The sequence below is a fragment of the Asticcacaulis sp. AC460 genome (genome assembly GCF_000495795.1).
In the GTDB taxonomy this organism is placed as follows: Bacteria; Pseudomonadota; Alphaproteobacteria; order Caulobacterales; family Caulobacteraceae; genus Asticcacaulis.
The window spans coordinates 42775-63901 of record NZ_AWGD01000028.1; the positions used below are offsets into that span (position 1 = coordinate 42775).

The 21127-nt window shown below is 63.0% G+C and carries 15 protein-coding genes; 7 read left to right on the plus strand and 8 right to left on the minus strand.

The genetic code is table 11. The features are described 5' to 3' along the window. Positions 1–120: 120 nt before the first annotated feature. From eda to ABAC460_RS39730, 6 genes are all read right to left on the minus strand, one after another. On the minus strand, positions 121–771 hold the full coding sequence (gene eda, locus ABAC460_RS39705; protein WP_023454324.1) for a bifunctional 4-hydroxy-2-oxoglutarate aldolase/2-dehydro-3-deoxy-phosphogluconate aldolase: 651 nt from the start codon (positions 769–771) through the stop codon (positions 121–123). Between the two features lie 19 nt (positions 772–790). After that, positions 791–1774, minus strand: coding sequence for a glucokinase (locus ABAC460_RS39710; protein WP_031237045.1), 984 nt, complete (start codon positions 1772–1774; stop codon positions 791–793). 37 nt (positions 1775–1811) lie between these two features. Continuing rightward, positions 1812–3626 carry a phosphogluconate dehydratase gene (gene edd, locus ABAC460_RS39715; RefSeq protein WP_023454326.1) on the minus strand — a complete coding sequence of 605 codons (1815 nt, stop codon included), beginning with the start codon at positions 3624–3626 and terminating at the stop codon, positions 1812–1814. 10 nt (positions 3627–3636) lie between these two features. After that, positions 3637–4416, minus strand: a complete 780-nt coding sequence (gene pgl / locus ABAC460_RS39720; protein WP_023454327.1) for a 6-phosphogluconolactonase — start codon at positions 4414–4416, stop codon at positions 3637–3639. Beyond that, positions 4409–5893, minus strand: coding sequence for a glucose-6-phosphate dehydrogenase (gene zwf / locus ABAC460_RS39725; protein ID WP_023454328.1), 1485 nt, complete (start codon positions 5891–5893; stop codon positions 4409–4411). The genes pgl and zwf overlap by 8 nt, the downstream gene beginning before the upstream one ends. 213 nt (positions 5894–6106) lie before the next feature. Further along, a complete protein-coding gene (locus ABAC460_RS39730) occupies positions 6107–6709 on the minus strand; it encodes a hypothetical protein (protein ID WP_023454329.1) in 603 nt (200 codons plus the stop codon). 74 nt (positions 6710–6783) lie between these two features. Here ABAC460_RS39730 and ABAC460_RS49835 point away from each other — a divergent pair, with 74 nt between their 5' ends. The 3 genes from ABAC460_RS49835 to ABAC460_RS39740 all read left to right on the plus strand — a co-directional run bounded on the left by ABAC460_RS49835 (position 6784) and on the right by ABAC460_RS39740 (position 13609). Beyond that, on the plus strand, positions 6784–6993 hold the full coding sequence (locus tag ABAC460_RS49835; RefSeq protein ID WP_155914679.1) for a hypothetical protein: 210 nt from the start codon (positions 6784–6786) through the stop codon (positions 6991–6993). 108 nt (positions 6994–7101) lie between these two features. Beyond that, positions 7102–11727: a beta strand repeat-containing protein gene (locus ABAC460_RS49840; RefSeq protein ID WP_023454330.1), complete on the plus strand. Its 4626-nt coding sequence runs from the start codon at positions 7102–7104 to the stop codon at positions 11725–11727. 394 nt (positions 11728–12121) lie between these two features. Continuing rightward, the gene (locus ABAC460_RS39740) at positions 12122–13609 is read left to right on the plus strand and encodes a class I SAM-dependent methyltransferase (protein WP_023454331.1); all 1488 of its coding nucleotides are present in this window, start codon (positions 12122–12124) and stop codon (positions 13607–13609) included. On the opposite strand, the gene ABAC460_RS49845 is transcribed toward ABAC460_RS39740, so the two are convergent. After that, complete coding sequence (locus tag ABAC460_RS49845; RefSeq protein ID WP_155914680.1) at positions 13602–14084, minus strand: hypothetical protein; 483 nt, start codon at positions 14082–14084, stop codon at positions 13602–13604. The two genes, ABAC460_RS39740 and ABAC460_RS49845, sit on opposite strands and share 8 nt — an antisense overlap. A gap of 184 nt (positions 14085–14268) precedes the next feature. On the opposite strand from ABAC460_RS49845, the gene ABAC460_RS39750 reads away from it, so the two are divergent. Together ABAC460_RS39750 and ABAC460_RS39755 are read left to right on the plus strand one after the other, a co-directional pair. After that, entirely contained in the window at positions 14269–14526 is a 258-nt protein-coding gene (locus ABAC460_RS39750) for an antitoxin (RefSeq protein ID WP_023454333.1), read from the plus strand. After that, a complete protein-coding gene (locus tag ABAC460_RS39755; protein WP_023454334.1) occupies positions 14523–14942 on the plus strand; it encodes a type II toxin-antitoxin system VapC family toxin in 420 nt (139 codons plus the stop codon). Before ABAC460_RS39750 ends, ABAC460_RS39755 begins: the two co-directional genes overlap by 4 nt. A 6-nt stretch (positions 14943–14948) precedes the next feature. Here the strand turns inward: ABAC460_RS39755 and ppc are convergent, their stop codons facing one another. Beyond that, entirely contained in the window at positions 14949–17609 is a 2661-nt protein-coding gene (gene ppc / locus ABAC460_RS39760) for a phosphoenolpyruvate carboxylase (RefSeq protein WP_031237047.1), read from the minus strand. Between the two features lie 243 nt (positions 17610–17852). On the opposite strand from ppc, the gene ABAC460_RS39765 reads away from it, so the two are divergent. Beyond that, complete coding sequence (locus ABAC460_RS39765; RefSeq protein ID WP_023454336.1) at positions 17853–18401, plus strand: hypothetical protein; 549 nt, start codon at positions 17853–17855, stop codon at positions 18399–18401. Positions 18402–18470: 69 nt separating this feature from the next. Then, positions 18471–21071: an aminopeptidase N gene (pepN, locus tag ABAC460_RS39770; protein WP_023454337.1), complete on the plus strand. Its 2601-nt coding sequence runs from the start codon at positions 18471–18473 to the stop codon at positions 21069–21071. Positions 21072–21127: the final 56 nt, after the last annotated feature.

Genomic DNA, 21127 nt, shown 5'->3' on the forward strand with positions numbered 1-21127 from the left:
TGACAGCTTTGTCAACTGGCGACAACGACAGAGGGGGTTCGGAAACTGAAGGCCCCTCACCCGATCGCCTTCGTTTCACTCGGCTCTCGTCCTCTCCCCGCAGGCGGGGAGAGGTAATTTTTAGATCACCGCGTCGGCCTTCTTCTTGCCGAAGGTTGCGACGGCTTCGGCAGCCAGGCGCGCAATCTCGTCCCAGTTACCGTCCTTCATGGCCTGGGCAGGCGCGACCCACGAGCCGCCAACGCACAGCACATTGTCCAAAGCCAGGAACTGCGCCGCATTACCGGCGTCGATGCCGCCGGTCGGGCAGAACTTGACCTGGGGCAGAGGACCGCCAATGCCCTTCAGATACGGCACGCCGCCGGCCGGAACCGCCGGGAAGAATTTCAGGTGGGTAAAGCCCCACTCCATGGCCTTCATCACTTCGGACGAGGTGGCAACGCCCGGCAGCAAAGGCGCGGCGTCCTGATGGGCCAGGGTCTTGGTCAGGCCCGGCGAGACGAGGAATTTCGCCCCAGCCTTGGCGGCCTTTTCGGCATCCTTCGGTGTCAGGACGGTGCCTGCGCCGACGACGGCGTCCGGACGTTCCTTCGCGATCAGCTTGATGGCGTCCAGGGCGCAGTCGGTGCGCAGGGTGATTTCCAGCGCGCGGATACCGCCCTTCAGCAGGGCGTCGGCCAAGGGCAGGGCCTGGTCGAGGCTCGGGATCACCATCACCGGCAGAACCGGGCCCAGGGTCATGAACTTTTCTACGTCGGGATGGGTAGGCATGGTGAGACCCTGTCGTCTGTTAGGCGGTTATCTGGACATCCGTCAAAGCATTGGCCGAACCGAGCAAGGCCGCATACGGATGGATGATGATGCGCGACGGCGTCGCCGCCACGATATGGGCCAGCGGCGCCTTGGCTTCCATGCGGGCACGAAAGCGCAGTTCGTCGACATGCTTGATCAGGCGCGGCGCGATACCACCGGCGATGAACATGCCCGAAGTGGCGCCGTGCGCCAGGGACAGGTCGCCGCAGACGCTGGCCATGATGTCCAGGAAGGCTTCGACGGTGTAGCGCGAGCCGGTGGCGTCGTCGCCGTCGAGATGGGTGATCTGGGCCGGGGTAAAGTCGTGGGCCGGCTCACCGCGGATGGCCGAAATAGCGTGATAGAGATTGACCAGGCCCGGACCCGACAGCAGCATCTCGACCGTGACACGGCCGTACTTCTTGCGCAGCACGCGCAGGATTTCGCTCTCATAGTCATTGACCGGGGCGAACGAGATATGGCCGCTTTCGGTCGACAGGCAATAGGGTCCGAACTCGCCGCCGACCAGGACCGAGGCGCCGAAACCGGTGCCGGCGCCCATGACGGCATGGACATTGCCGAAGCCGGTCTTGACCGAACCGATGGTCTTGGTGTCGGCATCGCCCAGGTGCGGCAAAGCGAAGGCCAGGGCAGCATAGTCGTTGATCAGCCGGGTCTTGCGCGCGCCGGTCGTCTGGCCCAGCAGGTCCTCACGCACCAGCCAGTCGAGGTTGGTGAACTGAATGGCGCCGTCCTTGACCGGACCGGCCACGGCGACGACCGTAAAGTCGAGCTGCGGCTTGCCGCCGATCATGGCGAAATAACCGTTCAGGGCGTCATAGACGTCCTTGTAGTCCTCGCACTCCAGCGACTTGAAATTGGCCAGGGTGGTCTTGCCGCCCACGCGCTCGGCGATGGCGAAGCGGGCATTGGTGCCCCCAATGTCGCCGACCAGGCCGCGCAGAGGTTGCGATGAAGTCACGACGGATCCCGTCTCGAAATGCGCTGTCATACAGTATCTACCAAAATACCGCGCCACCTGCGTCAGCCGGTCCGACCGATCTGCGCATATGGGCGAAAAGTTCCCGTCCGACACCGTCAGCCTCTTCGGGCTGTTCGGCGTTTGCTCTCTGAGCGAACTCGGCGGCATCTCCGAGGTAGTCTATGGTGCCTTTTTCACAGTCGACCCGCAAGAGGTCACCGTTCTGCAGCTTGGCGATCGGTCCGCCGTCCATGGCTTCCGGCACCAGATGGATGACGGCCGGCACCTTTCCCGAAGCGCCGGACATGCGTCCATCGGAGACCAGGGCGACCTTGCGGCCGGCATCCAGGATCGACGACAGGGCCGGAGTCAGCGAGTGCAGTTCCGGCATACCATTGGCTTTTGGCCCCTGGAAACGGACGACGCAAATAAAATCGCCCTCAGGGAGTTGTTTGGCTTTGAAGGCGGCCAGGAAGTCGTCCTGGTCGTCGAACACAACAGCGGGGCCTTCGACCACCTGGTGCTCCAGCTTGACCGCCGAAACCTTGGCGACGGCGCGGCCGACATTACCCTTGACTTCGCGCAGACCGCCTTCCGGCGAAAACGGGTTGGCGACACCGCGCAGGATGGTTTCGTCCAGGCTTTGCTCCGGCGAATCGCGCCAGGTCAGGACGCCGTCATTCAGGTAGGGCTCACGGGTATAGTCGGCCATGCCCTCACCCCAGATGGTGGTGACATCGCCGTGCAGCAGGCCGGCCGACAGCAGTTCGCGGATGACGAAGCCAATGCCGCCCGCCGCGTGGAAGTGGTTCACATCGCCGGCGCCATTGGGATAGACCCGCGCCAGCAGCGGCACCACCGACGACAGCCGGTCCATGTCTTCCAGGGTCAGGATGTAGCCCGCTGCCCGCGCCATGGCCGGCAGGTGCAGGGCATGGTTGGTCGAACCGCCGGTGGCCAGAAGGCCGATCACGCCGTTGACGATGGCGCGGACGTCGATGACGTCGGCCATGCGCTTGGGATTCTTGGAATTCTCGGCGGTCTTCGCCGCGCGTTCGACCGCGGCGTTGGTGAGCGCATCACGCAGGCCGGTGCCCGGGGCGACAAAGGCCGCGCCCGGCACGTGCAGGCCCATCATCTCCATCAGCATCTGGTTGGAGTTGGCGGTGCCGTAGAAGGTGCAGGTGCCGGCAGCGTGGTAGGACGCCATCTCGGCTTCCAGCAGCTTGTCGCGGCCGACCTGGCCCAGGGCGTACATGGTCCGGATCTTGGCCTTTTCCGGATTGGGCAGGCCCGACGACATCGGGCCGGACGGCACGAAGATGATCGGCAGATGGGCAAACGACAGGGCGCCGATGACCAGGCCCGGCACGATCTTGTCGCAGATGCCCAGCATCAGAGCGGCGTCGAAGGCGTCGTGGCTGAGCGACACGGCGGTGGCCATGGCGATGACGTCACGCGAGAACAGGGACAGTTCCATGCCCGGACGGCCCTGGGTCACGCCATCGCACATGGCGGGCACGCCGCCGGCGACCTGGGTCGTGGCGCCGACCTTGCGGGCGAAGGCGCGTAGCTTTTCGGGGTAGTCGTGGTACGGCTGGTGGGCCGACAACATGTCGTTATAGGAGGTCACGATGCCGATATTGGGCACGGCGTCCAGGGCCTGCTGAAACTTGTCGTGGTCGTCCGAGGCCGCCACGACGTGGGCATAGTTGGCGCAGGACAGCTTCTTGCGGCGCGGCGCGTCGGACTTATAGCGGTCGGCGCGGCGCATGAACTGGGCGCGCAGGTCCCTGGACCGTTCGGCAATGGCGGCAGTGACTTCGGCGATGACGGGATGCAGGGTGGTCATAGGGTAATCCTCACGCTGCCCAGACGAATTCGACGGGAACGGGGCACTGGGCCAGGAAGGCGCCGATCGGCGACTCGGCCGGGTCGGTGGACTGGCTGGCGCTGCGCAGCACCTCCAGCTTGGTCGCCCCCGTGATGAAGAAGATGATGCGGCGGCTGCGATTGAGCGCGGGCACGCTTAGGGTAATACGCGGCAGGACGGGTTCAAGGCTGCCGTCGGTCGGCGCCACCGGCAGGACGATGCGGTCGGTGCCGTAGACTTCGCCATTGATGACGTGGTGCGGGAAGATCGAGGCATAATGCGCATCGGGTCCCATGCCCATCAGGGCAATGTCGAACACCGGCGCCTCGCCGCCCCCGAGTTCGAGGAACCGGGCTTCGGCCTTGTCGGCGCACGCCTGGGCGCTCGACAGGTCCTGGATCAGGGTCATGAAGTCCATGTCGTCCAGCACCGGCTCCAGCGCTTCGCGCATCATGCGGGTGTTGGAGTTGGTGTCGTCGGTGGGCACGAAACGCTCATCGACCTGGGCCAGGGTGATCCGGTCCCAGTCAAGGTCCAGGGTCGTCAGGCTTTCGTAGATGGGCTTGGGCGTCGAACCGCCGCAGCCGATCCACAGCGCCTTGCCGCGTTCGGCGACCGCGCCCTGCAAGGCGCCGGCGATGATCCCGGCGACATAGGCGCCGGCGTCAGCCTTGGAGGCAAAGCTCAGGACACGGACCTCACCGCCCGGCGCCGGCCATTGCAGCACCGTCGGTTCAGGGAGTTCGCGGATGACGGCGGCCTCAGTCATTCCAGGTACGGCCTTCGTCGCGTTCGATCAGGCGATAGCCGCTGACCGGGCCGAAGGTGCCGGCCGGGTACTGCTGGGGCTTCATGCTGGTCTTGGTCCAGCTGTCGATAATGCCATCGACCCACATCCAGGCCGCCTCGACCTCGTCGCGGCGGACGAACTGGGCGTTGTTGCCCTGGAGCGCATCCAGGATCAGGCGCTCATAGGCGATGCGGCGGCGCGGCGCTTTTTCGCCATTGCCTTCGAAGGCCTTGATCAGCGACAGCGACAGGTCCAGCGATTGCAGATGGGTGCCTTCGGCGGTCAGGCCGGGGGCCTTGTTCATCACGGTCAGCGAGATGTCTTCGTCGGGCTGCAGGCGGATATGCAGGCGGTTGGCCTTGGCTTCCGAACCGAAGATGGAGTGCGGCAGCGGTTTGAACTGGATGACGATCTCGGTCGAACGCGATGGCAGGCACTTACCCGTGCGCAGGTAAAACGGCGTGCCGGCCCAGCGCCAGTTGGCGATCTCGGCCTTGATGGCGACGAAGGTTTCGGTGTTCGACGGCGAGCCCTTTTCGACCTCGTAGCCGGCGACGGGATGGCCGTCGGCGAAGCCCGGACCGTACTGGCCGCGGGCCGTGTGATCCTTGACGTTGTCGACGGTAATGGGCTTCAGCGAACGCAGCACCTTGACCTTTTCGTCGCGCAGAGCGTCGGACGACAGGGCCGAGGGCGGCTCCATGGCCAGCAGGCAGACCAGTTGCAGCAGGTGGTTCTGCAGCATGTCGCGGATGGCGCCGTATTCGTCGTAATAGCCCAGGCGCTCACCGACCCCGACGGTTTCGGCGATGGTGATCTGGACGTGGTCGATGGTTTGCGAATTCCACAGCGGCTCGAACACCACATTGCCGAAGCGCAGGGCGATCAGGTTCTGGACGGTTTCCTTGCCCAGATAGTGGTCGATGCGGAAGGTGCGCGATTCGTCGAAGGCGTGGGCGACTGAGTCGTTGATGACCTTGGACGAGGCCAGGTCGCGGCCGATCGGCTTTTCGATGATGACGCGGTTGGGCGCCTTGTTGAGGCCGGCGCGCTCGATATGCTCGCAGATCGGCTTGAACAGCGAGGGCGACACCGACAGGAAGAAGACGACGTCCAGGCCGTCGACATCGCCCAGCTCGGCTTTCAGCTTGGCGCCCCAGTCGTCCTTGGCCGCGTCGAGCGCGACGTGGACGATGCGCTTGCGGAAACGTGCCAGGGTGCCGGGTTCCAGCGATTCGCCGACGCGCTTGGTGACGGCATTGCCGATGCGGTCGACGCAGACCTCGGTGCCGCAGTCCTCGCGCGCGACGGAAATGATGCGCAGATTGTCGGACAGGAACCCGTCCTGGTCCAGCATGGCCAGGGACGGCCACAGCATCCGCATGGCTAGATCGCCGGTACCGCCGACCAGAACAAAGACCTGTTGCCGGCTTCCCGCCGCTGAGCTCGAGACCATAAGGTGTTGTTTCCTGCTACCAAGACCTGCCTGTTGACTTCAGGCTTATCGGCCGCGCCTGAGGCGCGCCGGTTCATGACAACGCTGTCATAGCCCGTCTCCCGGGGCAGGTCAATCGTGAATCGGATTTAGCGCCGAGGTTCGACGCGCACGGCGCCATATAGTCCCAAAGGATGAGATGTGACAAGCGGATAGGACGGGCGGAAAGGGATATTACAACGCGACGACTTTTTCTCCATCGTCGTCATACCGGAGATATTGCGTTGTTTGGGATTCCAGGTGGTAGCGGAGGTGATATGTCCGGCCATGATCGACCGAAACCGAAAACTCAACTGTATCGCGGTCGACCCATTTCTCGCACTCGAGATAGTATCGCACCCCCTTGGGAGCGGCCAAGGCGGCCATGGTATCGTCACGGGCGTAGAGGCGGGTCAGCAAGGCCCTGACATTGACCGTCCGCATCGCCTCGCCGCGGTAGTCCAGTATCTCGCATCCCATTTCATCGCTGCCGTTGACATAGTTGACGAAGACCCCGCCGGTCGCCGGCGACCAGCGTCCGGATATGCCGCGGTAAAAGACGGAGCGGTAGACCTCCCGCCCCGCCTTTGAAGCCGTCAACCGATAGACCGTGCCTTCGACTTCATTCAGGTCGGTCTGGACCAGGTCAAGCCGGAGCGTTTCGTCCGGTGAGGATACGGCCATGGCTCCACCTTCCGCCGGAAGCTCGAAACGCTTGCCGCCTGTAAATTTGGCGCACCCAGCCACCAGCAGGGCTATGGCCGGTATGGCTGCAGCGGACATAATGAAGGACTTCATACCTCCCCCCGAAAATGATGGTCAGCAACCTGCGTCACTGATAATCGACTCCATGTTATCACAGGACCTGCACCGTGTTCGACATCGCTTTTATCCAGGAAAAGAGCAATGGCCGGCTGGCGCATGAAAATGCGCTCGTTTACGAACACTGCCTCCGAATCGGCCAGCCGTTCGAACTGTTTACGCCCAAGCGCCTCCTTCGCCGGCAACTGCCGCTGACGCGCCGGTCGTTCGTCTGCGGCAGCTCCTGGAATCGTTGCCCACTGACTGAGAGTAGCAGGTAAGAGGTCACCCGCTTTTCGCCTTTTTGGCTTGGTTACAGATCGTAAATAACGTGGTAACGATTGCGACAAAGCTGTCCTTGGAGGCAGCCTTACGTTCAGGGACCGGGCATGAAAAAGATCGACGACAGCCTCAATCTCGATATAGCGTCCGGTTTCGGTTCGGCCGGGCCGGGCAACGACACCGAAACCGGCGGTCCCGGCAATGACAGCCTGGCGGGGCTGGACGGCAATGATGTCCTCGATGGCGGCGCCGGCAACGACACCATGGCCGGCGGCAACGGCAATGACACCTTCTATGTCGACGCCACGGGCGACAATGTCGTCGAGAACAGCACCGGCGGCATCGACACCGTCTACAGCAGCGCCACCTACAATCTCTCCGGCCGCTATATCGAATTCCTCAACCTGACCGGTGCGGCCCATATCAACGCCACCGGCAATTCGCTGGCCAACACCCTCACCGGCAACAGCGGCAACAACATCCTCAGCGGCCTGGGCGGCAATGACAACCTGGATGGTGGCGCGGGCATCGACACGCTGATCGGCGGGGCCGGCGACGACACCTTCACCGTCGACAATGCCGGCGACACGGTCACTGAACTGGCCGGCGAAGGCACAGATACCGTGCGGTCGTCGCTCAACTATGTTTTAAGCGCCAACCTGGAGAACCTGATCCTGCTGGGGTCGTCCAATGCCAACGGCACCGGCAATGACGGTAACAACGTCCTGACTGGCAATGACGGCACCAATGTCCTGACCGGCGGCCTGGGCAACGACACCTATTACATCCAGAACACCGGCGACAATGTCGTCGAAGCGACCAATGGCGGCTTCGACACCGTCATCGCGTCGGTGACCTACAGTCTGGCCGGCCGGCAGGTCGAGAACCTGACCCTGACCGGGGCGGCCGCGCTCAACGCCACCGGCAACGGCCTGGCCAATACCCTGGTCGGCAACAGCGGCGTCAACATGCTGGATGGCGGTGCCGGTCATGACCGGCTGGATGGCGGCATCGGCGCCGACATCATGACCGGCGGCACCGGCAACGATACCTATGTCGTCGACGACGCCTATGACTACACCACCGAAGCCCCCAGCGGCGGCACCGACCTTGTCGAATCGTCGGTCAGCCACACCCTGGGGAGCAATGTCGAGAACCTGACCCTGACCGGAACGGCCAACATCAACGGCATCGGCAACGCGTCGAGCAACGTGCTGACCGGCAACAGCGGCGTCAATGTCCTGACCGGCGGCGCGGGGAACGACACCTACTATATCCAGAATGCCAGCGACAACGTCGTCGAGGCCAGCAGTGGCGGCACAGACACCATCTTTTCGAGCGTCAGCTACGGTCTGTCGGCGCGCTATGTCGAAACGCTGAATCTGACCGGCGCGGGCAATATCAACGCCACCGGCAATTCGTTTGCCCAGGCGCTGAACGGCAATGGCGGCAACAACAGCCTGAATGGGCTGGCCGGCAATGACACGCTGAACGGCAATGCCGGCAATGACAGCCTGACCGGCGGGGCCGGCGGCGACGTGTTCGTGTTTGATTTTATGGCGGGCACGGCTTCGGCCACCGACAGCCTTCTGGACCTCAAATTTTCCGACGGCGACACGCTGCGGATCATCGCGCCGGGCGGAACGACCGAGATCGTCAGCTATGATGGGCTGGCCCGTCTGGTGGCCAGCTCCGGCGCCTCGGTCACTGCCGGACCGTCGCAGGGCGTTGCCCGCGTCACCTTCCTCGACATAAACGGCCAGCCCCAGACCATCGACATCACCGACGCCTCGGGATCGGCCCTCCTGCAATATCAGAAGGCGGCCCTCGACCTGGTGTTGAGCGACGCCATTCCGCCGGATTCGGACCTGACCTATGTGGCGCGCTTCGTCGACAGCAAGGGCAATCTGTACGCCAGCGAAGGCAATAATGGCTGGGTCGCGCTGGACAGCTTCTCGTGGCAGCCCGGGAGCAGCGCCAGCTTCAGCTTCGGTTCGGACCGCGTGGCCAATACCCTGATGACTGCGACTGTCCAGGGACTTCAGATCGGCCTGGAGGTCGAAGCCTACCAGACGACCGCCGGTGGGCTGCAACTGGTCGATCAGTATCTTTTCGACCGGAGCTACCTGCAGAGCGCCGGCACCTCGACCGACCTTCAGACCTACAGCCTGATGACCGGACGGGCAGAACACGAACACCTGTCCCGCGACGCCAAGGGCGCGCCGGAGTCCAGCGTCTATGGCTGGGATTTCACCACCAAGGCCACGGCCGACCTGACGGATCGGGCCAGCTACACCACCGACGGCGGCGTGCCCGGCGCGTCGGGCGGCGAATTGACCTATGTGGTGCGCTTTTTCGATGCCAAGGGTGCGGTCATTGCCAGCAATGGTACCAATGGCTGGGTTGAGGCGGATAACTTCGGCTTTACTATTCTGAATGTTGGCAAGGCGGAGGCCGGCAGCCTGGACCTGGCTCTGGCGCCCGGGCGGCTGTCGATCGGGCTGAGCGACGCGATCCAGCGCGACAGGACGCTGAAGGTCGAGGTCGAGGCCTATCGCACTACCGCCTCAGGCCTGGTTCTGGTCGACGAATTCCTGTTCGATCGCGCCAAGATCACCCAGCAGACGACGTCGGCCAGCAACGAAGGCGTTGGTGAGGGCGTGAGCCTGAGCTATGGCGCCATGCAGCGGGCGCATAGCACGGTCAACAGCGACGGCAAGATCAGCGGAACGACCACGTCGGGTTGGGATTTCGCCACCCAGGCGACGACCATCCTGAACGATCCGGGCGATTTCGTCGCCGGACAGCTCGCGCAGAGTGGCCCCGGCGCGCACATGGTGGTCGGGCGGTTCGTCGATTCGAAAGGCGGAGCGATCGACACCGAAGGCAGCAACGGATGGGTCCTGCTGTCCGGATTCGGCCTATCCGCCCAGGACGACAATTTCGGAACGCCCCCACAGTCCCTGGCTATCGACCTCACCCTCAACGGATCGGACGCTTTCATCAGCGTCCTGGAGCAGTTTCAGTTGCGTGGGGAAACGGTCGGATTTCAGGTCGAATCCCTGGAATTCATTGCCGGCAGCTATCGTCAGGTCGATGAGTATATTTTTGACTACGCCAGCCTGTTCGGCAATGTCGTGAGCCAGTCCGCCGGCGACGACGGAACCGACGCCCGGGCGATCACCGTGCTGGCCAACGCTTACACCCATAATCACAACCTCTACAATTCCAAGGGCGGCCTGGTCGACACCGCCACCAGCGGCTGGGACGTCACCGGTCATACCACCGTCAACCTGCCGGATTCCGCCGACTTCGACCCGGCCACCGACACAGCCGCCAGCCACACGGACGACCTGACCTATGTCGTCCGCTTCCTGGACAACAAGACCGGCATGCCCATTGCCAGCGACGCCGGCAGCAACGGCTGGATCTCCGGCCATGGCGCGTTCGCGCTGAATGGCAATGATAGCGCGTTGAACGTCAACATCGTCGGTGACGCGGCGCAAGCCGTCGTGGCCGCAGCCATGCTGACCGGTGACCGCGTCATGGTCGAGATCGAATCCTACCGCGGGCCAATCAACGGCCTGGTCATGGTGGACGAGTACCTGTTCGCCAATGCGACAGTCAGCCAGATGGTGAGCGATTCGGGCGTGACGGTCATGACGTTCATCCCGGGCCAGTACTCCCACAACCATGCCGACGCCAAAGGCGACATGTCGACCTACGGCTGGGACTTCGTCACCAACACAAGCACGACCGTCGATGATTACGGCGACTACGTCTTTGACGGCAAGGCCGAGGTCGCCGTCGATGACGCCCCGGACCTGACCTATTATGCCCGCTTTGTCGACGCCAAGGGCAATGTGCTGGGCAGCGATGGCAATGACGGCTGGGTCAGCCTGGCCCGCTTCAATCCAGCCTTCGGCGCGACCTCCGCCGACATCTCCCTGACTCTGGCCGACGACCGTCTGGGCGTGGCCTTGACAGACGCATTGCTCAATGGACTGGGCGTGAAACTGGAGGTGGACGGCCTGGACGGGGCGCAGCTGGTCGACCGATACCTGTACGAGGATGTCAGCGTGCTTAGCGGCATTACGAACCAGGACCGGACGGTGTTCACGTTGAATGCAGAACGGTTCGAAGCCGCACACGTCGACGGCAAGACCACGACCACGGTCGGCTGGGACTACAAGCTTGGCCAAAGCGTGGACCTGAGTGGCGACGGCCCCTTCGTCCCAGGTACCGTCACCGGCGGCACGGACAACGAGATCAGCTATTATCTGCGGCTGATGGACAGCAAGGGCAATACCATACTGACCGACGGCGATCACGCCTTCAACGCGATCACCGGACTGTCGCTTGCTTTCCAGCCGGGCGAGGATAACGCCTATGTCAGCCTGGCCCTAGGCTCGGACCAGGTTCTCCTGACGACTCTGCAAGGCCTGCTGAGCGGAAACCCCGGGTTCCGGGTCGAAATCGAAGCCTATGCCGAGACGCCGGGCGGACTGCGGATGATCGACGAATACCTGTTCGACTTCGCGCATGCAGCAAGCCAGCTCGAAGTCGCATCGCCTGTAGCTCAACTGACCTTTGCCTTCGATCGCTTCCAGCAGTCGCATTACTACTTGGACGGCAAGGGTTATCTGCCCTTCAGCTTCGGCTGGGATTTCGTCGGTCATAACGAGGTGAGTCTGGGCTCGCCGCACGCCGACCTGCTGGATCTGATCTCTTAGATCGCGTTTCGATCCGGAAGAATCGGATCGAAACGCGATCTAAGTTTCTGTGTTGACGCGCATCTTATACCAACGGCATTGGGGACTGCCTGCTAAGAGGACCCCTCCGTCTCGACGCGTTCGCCCCATAGGGGGGCTCACTTGCTCGCCACCTCCCCATTGTCATGGGGAGGAGAAGGAAGAAAAAGCCATTCCCATTAACGGTCAGACGCCAATGCCTTTGGTATTAATCCAAAAACGGGAGCGCCAGCGCGGTGCGTCACACTTTTCGGGATGCGCTCCGGGACGCCACAGGAGTAACGCGGCCTCTCTCCTGGACACCGTTCCGCTTCCCCTTGAACCCGGACGCGAAGCAGGTTCAAATTGCGCCCGTCATACACACAAGGGATGAACCGTGTCCGATGAAACCTGGACCGGCGGCTATGTCGTCGATGTCGAATATACGCACGGCTTCTACCCGGAGCTGGCGCCGCTGAACCTGGCGATGGCCGCGACCCTGGCCGGCCGGCGCACCGTCGATGTCGACCAGCCCTTCACCTATCTCGAACTGGGCTGCGGCAACGGCTATTCGACAGCCCTGCTGGCGGCGGCCAATCCGCACGGCCGTTTCTGGGCCAACGATTTCAACCCGACCCACATCCTCAATGCGCGTGGTACGGCCCAGGCCGCCGGGCTCGACAATGTCACCTTCCTCGAAGCCAGTTTCGAAGACCTGCTCAATACCGACCTGCCCGAATTCGACTTCATCACCCTGCATGGCATCTGGTCGTGGGTCAGCGCCGAGAACCGACACTATATCGTCGAGCTTATCCGCCGCCGGCTGAAACCGGGCGGGCTGATCTATATCAGCTACAACTGCATGCCGGGCTGGTCGCGCGCGGCGCCTTTGCGGCGGATCATGAAGCTGGGCGTCACCAACCCTCAGGCCCCGGCCCATGACCGTGTTGTACAGGCCCTGGGCTATGCCCGGACCCTGCGTGATGCCGGCGCCACGTTTTTCGCCGCTACGGCGGAAACCGGCCCGCTGCTGGAGCGGCTGGCGAAAGAAAATCCGACCTACGTGGCGCACGAATACCTCAATGAGGACTGGTGGCTGTTCTACCAGGACGAGGTCGCCGACGCCCTGGCTCCCGCCAAGCTGGGCTATGTCGCTCAGGCGCGTCTGATGGACGGCTTCGATCAGTTCAATTTCAAGCCGGCCCAGCGCGCCGTTCTCACGGCGCCCGACGCACCTGCAGCCACCGAGGTCGTCCGCGACGTCCTGCTGGACCGGCGCTTCCGCCGCGACGTCTATGGCCGTGGGGTACCCGCCCTGAAGCTCGGCGAAGGCTCGGCGTGGATGCGCGGCCGGCGCTTCGCCCTGGCCCGCCTGCGCAACCTGTGTCCCCTCAAGTTCCAGCGTCCGGGCGGTGAGTTCAATCTGACCCCCGAAGTGTTCGACGCGGTGCTGGACGGCCTGGCCGCGGCGCCTTCGACGGTCGACCAGCTTCGCGCCCTGCCGGCCCTTGCAGCCATTGAAGCGCGACATATCGAACAGGCACTGGGGGTCTTGTGCGGGCTCGGCTATGTCCAGCCGGCCCTGGCCGAAGACGGCGATGCGGCGCGCAAGGTGGTGACCGACCGGTTCAACGCCGTTGCCATGCAATCGGCGGCGGCGGGCCGGCCGGTCGCCGCCCTGCCCTCGCCCGTGACAGGTACGGGCATTCCTCTACCGGGTCCGGAACAGGTTTTTCTGGCCGCCATGCGTCGCGGCCAGTCGCTGGAAACCGTGGCCGACGCCATGGCACCCGACTCCGAGGAGAAGCGCCAAGCTATGCGCACGCGGGCCCAGGCCTTCGCGCAGCAGGGGATCAGCGTACTCAAAGGGTTGGGGGTTATTTGACACCCTGGCCTGATGCCGGATGCGCCTTCTGGAAAGCTTCCTCTTCGTAACAATACCCGTATTCGGTATGCTCCTCAGACGTGCACCATTCGGCGCGAATTTCCTCGCCGGACAGAACGTGGTCAACGACACCCGTCACGGGGTTGCCAAGAACACCGATCATGATTTCCTCATCGAAGACACAACCTTCGCTATGAACGCCATTCTGCACGACCAAACGCACCTTGCCGTCTGCCGTCGAGACATCGACATATCGAAAGGTCTCTGTCTGGCCTGAACCTTCGTAATCAGCGGCGATAAAGCCGCTGGAATCTGGAACCCAAACGACCTTACCCCCGTCAATAGAACCGGCAGGGACGACACCTTCCCTGGTCAGCAGGTCGATCGCGCCACGTCTGAAGTGGACAACTGCGTTACCGCCTGGGGCGGGATGGCATCCCTCCGGGCTAAACCCTGCACGCTCTTCGGCTTTCATCGCCGTTTCGCATTCGGCCAAGATCGATGGCACGGGCTGGCATGCCGACAGCCCCTACGATGCACAATACGATGACGCTCCATCTCATGACCCGCCCCAGCGAATACGTACTATTAGTATCTATTATTTGCGTTAGTTTAGGTTGCATGTTATAACGGCGTGCAATCTGCTTAAACGGTTCATCATGGGCATCGCCAAACTTTTTATGACCGGCCAGAGCCAGGCCGTCCGACTGCCCAAGGAATTCCGCTTCGAGGGCACCGAGGTCGAAATCCGGCGGGACGACATCACCGGCGAGGTCATCCTGCGTCCGAAACGTCAGGACTGGGCCGCTTTTTATGCCCTGGCCGACCGGACCGAAATACCGGCCGATTTCCTGTCTGAAGAGGATCGACTGAAAAACGATCCCCCGGTGGACCCGTTTGCCGGCTATGATGAATGAGCCGCTATCTGATCGATACCAACACCGTCAGTCACATTTTGCGCGGTGATATTCTGCCGGTTCGTGACCGGCTGGACCAGGCGGTGGCGCGAGGCGGGATCATCTCGCTATCGGTCATCAGTCAGGCGGAACTGTTTTACGGCTGGGCCCGGCGCGGCCATCCCGATCGCCTGGGCAAGCTGATCGGCGGCTTTCTGGCCGGCGTAGAGGTCCTGCCATGGACGGAGGCCGTGGCGCGCAACTATGGGGACCTGCGCGCTGCATGCGAAGCCGCCGGCGTCAACCTGACCACCTCCGACATGATGATAGCCGCTCATGCCAAGACGGTAAGCGCCGTTTTGGTCACGCGGGACAAGGCTTTCCAGCACCTTAAGCCGCATCTGGCCGGGCTTGAGGACTGGACGGCTATCGCCTGACCGGAGTCACCCGGTATTGCGCAGGGCGCTGGCGACGCCGCTGACCGTCAGTTGCATGGCCAGCTTGACCAGCTTGTGCTGGTTTCCGGAACGGCGGACGGCGAACAGATGCGCCTGCAGCCGGTTCAGCGTATCCAGCAATGGCCGCGAACGCTCGATCTGGTGGCGCAGGCGCTCGTGCGTCGACAGCAGGGTCTGGGCGCCGCGGATGCGCTTGATCAGGGCCACCGTATCATCGAATTCGAAACGGATCTGGTCGTAGATGCGTTTCGCCTCTTCGGGCTCGGCGGCCAGCGGCAGGTAGAGGGCGGCAATGTCCATGTCGGCCTTGGCCAGGGCCATTTCCATATTGGCCAGAAAGACATCGAAAAAGTCCCACTTCGCCATGTCCTGCAAGGTGGCTTCGTCGGTGCCGACTTCGCGCACGGCGGCGGCAAAGCCGTACCAGCCCGGCAGCATCAGGCGCGACTGCGACCACGAGAACACCCACGGAATAGCACGCAGGTCTTCGATCTTGTTCGATGCCGTCCGCGAGGCCGGCCGCGAGCCGATCTTCAGGTCCGAAATCTCCGAAATCGGCGTCACCGAGCGGAAGAAGCTGAGGAAATGCGGATCGTCATAGACCAGGCCGCGATAGGCCTTGAACGAGGCGTCGCACAGGGCATCCATGACGGGCGCGAACTTTTTCTCCAGCTTGATGTCGGCATCGTGGTCACTGCCGCGCGGCACGGTGGCCAGGAAGGCGGCGGCGGCGAAGCTGTCCAGGGTCTTGTGCGCCGTGGTGACATTGCCGAACTTGCGGGCGATCATTTCGCCCTGTTCGGTGACGCGGATCTGGCCGTTCACCGTGCCTTCGGGCTGGGCCAGGATGGCGGCAAAGGCCGGCCCCCCGCCTCGGCCGACCGAACCGCCGCGGCCGTGGAACAGGCGCAGCTTGACCTTGGCCTTGTCGCAGACCGCCTTGACGGCCTTGGAGCCTTTGTGCAGGTTCCAGCGCGACGCGGTATAGCCGCCGTCCTTGTTGGAGTCGGAATAGCCCAGCATGACTTCCTGGATGGCCGGTCGCCCCATCAGCGAGCGGACCGCGTAGTTGCCGAGCCACTTCTTCATGATGTCGGGCGCGGCTTCCAGGTCGCCGATGGTTTCGAACAGCGGCGAAATCTTGATCATGGTGTGCGGCTGCGGGCCGCCGCGGACCAGGCCGGCCTGTTTCAGCAGCACCAGGGGCTCCAGGATGTCCGACACCGACGACGCCTTGGAGATGATATAGGCGCCGAAAGCTTCGGGACCGTAGGTCGTGATCAGGGCGGCGGCGGCATCGACGATTCGCAGTTCCTTGCGTGTCTCGTCGGAATATTTGGCGAAATCCCAGCGCAGGATGCGGTCATTGGTCAGTTCGGCGAACAGCAGCGAACAGCGCTCGCTTTCCGACATGCCGAGATAGTCGACCAGTTCCGACGAGTGGGTGTAGAGGTCGGCGATGACGCGTTCATGGACGTCGGAATTCTGACGCAGGTCCAGGGCCAGCAGGTGGAAGCCGCAAGACCGGATGATGCGGATCAAGGTCTTCAGCGTACGACCGATCATCCGGCGACCGCCATGTTCAGCCAGGCTGTCGCGGATCATCCGCAAATCCTTGTTGAACACTTCCGGCGCATCATAGGCGGGCGCGGTGGCGGTACCATTGGTGACGGGCTCGCCCAAGACATGGGCGCGGGTGCGCGCCAGGCGCAGCTTCATGTGTGACAGGGCGCGACGATAGGGCTCGTCGATGCGGTGGATGTCGGTGTTCAGCGACTTACGCGCCAGGTCGTTGACGGCTTCACTGGCCGGGGTGACCTCGTCCGACACAGTCAGTTCGCGATCGAGCTGGTCCAGTTGCTGGGCGTAGAAGTCGAAAAGCACCGTTGCCTGGGTCTTGAAGGCGTAGTTGAGCGTGACCTCGTCGACATGGGGGTGGCCGTCGCGGTCGCCGCCGATCCACGAGCCCAGCTTGAGGATGTTGGGCAGCTTGCCGTCGTGCGGGATTTCGCGGCCCCATTCGTTGTACAGCGTCACAAGAGCCGGCAGGATAGAGCGCTTGACCGCGCCGACCAGGTTGTTGATCTCGTCCTGGACGGTGATGCGCTCGGGCCGGTTCAGGCGCGTATTCCACAGCAGGGAAACGGCGCGGTAGAGGTCGTCCTCAAGTTGCGCGCGCTCGGCGTGGTTGGTCACCTTCTCATAGGCCTGCAGCAACTGCGTGATTTCATATTCGCGTTCGACCACGCTGGCGCGGCGCATTTCGGTCGGGTGGGCCGTGAAAACCGGTGACGCCAGAAGCTCGGACAGGACGGTTTCGACATCCTCGGTCGGCAGGCCAGCCTTCATTGCCGAACGGACGGCATTGGCCAGGCTGACCGTCTGGATGGAGCCGTCGGAGGTGGTGAAGGTGTCGATCTGACCCAGTTGCGACACATCGTCGGCAATGACCTGAAGCGTCGACTGGCAGGTCAGGATGCGCGCCGCGTGGGCGGCTTCGGATTCCGTCAGCGACGCAAAGTCGAAGTCGGGATGTTTCAGCGCTTCGATCTTGTCGAGGACGCCTCCACGGCCCAGGTCCGTAACGGTTTCGTTCAGATAGCCGTCCAGCAGGGCGGCATGGTGTCGGACAAGGGTCTCGTTCATGGCCTGAAAGCCTTCAATAAGTTGCTTCACCCGTAATCCGTTTCCTGTGGCGGTTCGGATTTTTTATCCGTGACAGCAAGCTTAAACATATTTTTGTGCAGCGCAAGATAAGGTACCGCTAACACAGCTTACGGCCCGGAATTTTTATGGTTGCCGCCGCAACAATCCGCATTCATCCAATTCTTAACGGTTTTCCGCTAGGCTGAACGTCAAAGAAGCTTAAGAATCTAAGCGGGGACATTCATGGCCAAAGCCAGCTATCACCGTCATCAGCGCGTCTATGTCGAGCCCGTCGGCACCTGGGCCGTCATCGACAAGGTCAATCCGGTGTGGGTCAAGGGCTTCGACGAACCGGTGCGGGTAACCTACGACTGTGGACTCGGGCGCGACTTTGCCGAAAGCGAGTTGATCCCCGAAGGCGAGGCCGAAGCCCGCGACAGCGAGATGGGCAACTGGCGCCTGATGCGCGCGCGCAACAAGTGGCAAAGCCCCGATGAATCGCGCAATCACCCCTTCCCCGGCACCTATCCGATCGTCGTCACCGATGTGAATGACTGGGGCGGCTGGCGCGTGCCGGGCGCCGAGTACGAACGCGACCCGGCGCTGATCGAGATGCAGGCGCGGCTGATCGCGGCGGCGCCGCGGCTGTTGAAGCTGATCAAGGAATTGCGCGACTATGCCCGCGACAACAGCGCCGATATCGACGACGACCTGTTGAAGCTGGCCAAGCGTGCCGAGCAACTGCGCAAGGCGGTCGAGACGGACGTTTCCGATACCAAGATGGCGGAATAGCTTTTCCGCATTGCCTTCGTCTGGCGACGCCCCATATGGTCCGGTAAGACCTCACATCCGGACCCGATCATGCGCACCGAACAGCCTCCCGTCATTCGCCTCGCCGACTATAAGCGTCCGGATTTCCTGATCCCTACCACCGAACTGACCTTCGACCTGGCGCCGACCGCCACGCGAGTCAGGGCGCGGTTGACGCTCCAAAGGCAGGGCGCCGCCGACGCGCCGCTGGTGCTGATGGGCGAACGGTTGAAGCTGATCTCGGTCGCCGTCGATGGTCAGGCGGTCTCCGATTACACCGTCACCGATGAAACCCTGACGATCGGCTCCGTCCCCGACCGGTTCGTTCTCGAGACCGAGGTCGAGATCAATCCCTCCGACAACAAGACTCTGGAAGGGCTGTACATGTCGTCGGGCCGCTACTGCAGCCAGTGCGAGGCGGAAGGCTTCCGCAAGATTACCTACTATCTCGATCGCCCGGACTCGATGAGCAAGTACCGCGTCCGTGTCCAGGCGCCAAAGGCCGGTTTTTCGCACCTGCTGTCCAACGGCAACCTGATCGAAACCGGCGATCTGGACGACGGCCGCCACTTCGCCCAGTGGGAAGACCCGTTCAACAAGCCGGCCTATCTGTTCGCCCTGGTCGCCGGTGAGCTGGATGTGCTGGAGGATAGCTTCACCACCGTGTCCGGCCGCGAGGTGGCGCTGCGGATCTATGTCGATACCGGCATGCGCGACCGCGCCGCCTACGCCATGGACGCGCTGAAGCGGTCGATGAAGTGGGACGAAGAGGCCTATGGCCGCGAGTACGATCTCGACCTGTTCATGATCGTCGCCGTGCGCGATTTCAACTTTGGCGCCATGGAAAACAAAGGGCTGAACATCTTCAATGCGTCGCTGCTGCTGGCCGATCCGACCACGGCGACCGACCTCGATTACGAGCGCATCGAGTCGGTCGTGGCGCACGAATATTTCCACAACTGGTCCGGCAACCGCGTCACCTGCCGCGACTGGTTCCAGTTGTGCCTGAAGGAAGGCCTGACCGTCTATCGCGACCAGGGCTTCTCCGCCGACCAGCGCGGCCACGCCGTCCAGCGCATCAAGGATGTGCGGGCTCTGCGCGCGCGCCAGTTTCCGGAGGATTCCGGCCCCCTCGCCCACCCGGCGCGGCCGTCGTCCTACGCCAAGATCGACAACTTCTACACCGCCACCATCTACGAAAAGGGCGCGGAGATCGTCGGCGTTTTGCGCACCATCGCCGGCCCGGAGACCTATCGCCAGGCGCTGGACCACTATTTCGCGACCAACGACGGTACGGCGGCGACCCTGGAGGACTTTGTCGACGCCTTTACGGCTGTCACCGGCCAAGACTGGTCGGTCATGCTGGACTGGTACACCCAGGCCGGCACGCCGCAGCTTCATATCGCGCCGTCCTACGATGCCGCCAGCCAGACCCTGACCCTGCGCCTGAGCCAGACCACCCGGCCGACGCCCGGCCAGCCGACCAAGAAGACCCTGCCCATACCGATTCGCCTGGGCCTGCTCAGCGAAGCCGGTGAGACGCTCAGTTTCAACGATGGCCAGACCGAGACCGTGATCGTGTTGCGCGAGGCCAGCCAGGACGTGGTGCTGAGCGGCGTCGCCGAACAGCCGGTCATCTCGGCGTTACGTCACTTCTCGGCGCCGGTCATCCTGAACCTGGAAGAACCGGAAAACCACGCTTTTGCCCGTTTGAAAGGCGATCCCGATCCGTTTAACCGTTGGGAAGCGGCGCAAGGGTTGGCGCGGGCCATCCTGCTCAATCCCGAGCCGGCCCAGGCGCTGATCGACGCCTTTGCCGCCGGCTTGAAAGCCGCCTTGACCGACGATGCCCTGGAGCCGGCCTTCAAGGCGCTGATCCTGGGCCTGCCGACCGAAAGCGATCTGGCCCAGTCGATCCTGCCGGTCGACCCGGCCTTCCTGCACGCCAGCCGCAAGCGCTTCAAGGCCGCCCTGTCTGTCCAGTTGAAGGACACCCTGCTCAGCCGGTACAACGCCATCGTCACGCCGGCCAGCTTCTCGCCCGACGCCCAGGCCGCCGGCAGCCGCGCTTTCCGCAACGCCCTGCTCGACCTGCTGCTGGCCGGTCATAGCGGGGACGCCGCGTTGATCGCCCTGGCTGAAACCCATTTCGCCACGGCCACCAACATGACCGACACGGTCGGTGGTCTCATCGCGCTGATGCATGTCCAGGGCGCACCCTATCAAGCGGCGCTGGATGCGTTTTACGACCGTTTCCGCCACGAGCCTCTGGTCATCGACAAGTGGTTTTCGCTGCAGGCGACCTGCCCGTATCCGGACACCCTGGCACGTGTCGAGGCATTGCAGAACCACCCGGATTTCGACGCCCGGACGCCCAACCGCTGGCGCGCCCTGGTCGGTGGTTTCGCCGCCAACCAGAGCGTCTTCCACAATGCCGAGGGCAAGGGCTACGCTTTCCTGGTCAAGCAGGTGCTGACGGTCGATACCTTCAACCCGATGACCGCGGCACGGATGATTGAGCCGCTATCGCGCTTCCGCAACTACGTTTCGCCCTACAAGGACGGCATGCAAAAAGCGCTGGAGACCATCCTGGCGCAACCGAACCTGTCAAAAAACGTAGCAGAGTTGGCCGGCAAGGCGCTAAATGGCTGACTGCCTTTCCAAAACATCAATGGACGGCGGACACGTTAACCAATCCTAAGCCAAAT

Excerpts from the sequence above, each read along its gene's own strand:
- eda (WP_023454324.1), bottom strand. The coding sequence starts at position 771 with ATGCCTACCCATCCCGACGTAGAAAAGTTCATGACCCTGGGCCCGGTT.
- edd (WP_023454326.1), bottom strand. The coding sequence starts at position 3,626 with ATGACCACCCTGCATCCCGTCATCGCCGAAGTCACTGCCGCCATTGCC.
- pgl (WP_023454327.1), bottom strand. The coding sequence starts at position 4,416 with ATGACTGAGGCCGCCGTCATCCGCGAACTCCCTGAACCGACGGTGCTG.
- zwf (WP_023454328.1), bottom strand. The coding sequence starts at position 5,893 with ATGGTCTCGAGCTCAGCGGCGGGAAGCCGGCAACAGGTCTTTGTTCTG.
- ABAC460_RS39730 (WP_023454329.1), bottom strand. The coding sequence starts at position 6,709 with ATGAAGTCCTTCATTATGTCCGCTGCAGCCATACCGGCCATAGCCCTG.
- ABAC460_RS49840 (WP_023454330.1), top strand. The coding sequence starts at position 7,102 with ATGAAAAAGATCGACGACAGCCTCAATCTCGATATAGCGTCCGGTTTC.
- ABAC460_RS49845 (WP_155914680.1), bottom strand. The coding sequence starts at position 14,084 with ATGAAAGCCGAAGAGCGTGCAGGGTTTAGCCCGGAGGGATGCCATCCC.
- ABAC460_RS39750 (WP_023454333.1), top strand. The coding sequence starts at position 14,269 with ATGGGCATCGCCAAACTTTTTATGACCGGCCAGAGCCAGGCCGTCCGA.
- ABAC460_RS39755 (WP_023454334.1), top strand. The coding sequence starts at position 14,523 with ATGAGCCGCTATCTGATCGATACCAACACCGTCAGTCACATTTTGCGC.
- ppc (WP_031237047.1), bottom strand. The coding sequence starts at position 17,609 with ATGAACGAGACCCTTGTCCGACACCATGCCGCCCTGCTGGACGGCTAT.
- ABAC460_RS39765 (WP_023454336.1), top strand. The coding sequence starts at position 17,853 with ATGGCCAAAGCCAGCTATCACCGTCATCAGCGCGTCTATGTCGAGCCC.
- pepN (WP_023454337.1), top strand. The coding sequence starts at position 18,471 with ATGCGCACCGAACAGCCTCCCGTCATTCGCCTCGCCGACTATAAGCGT.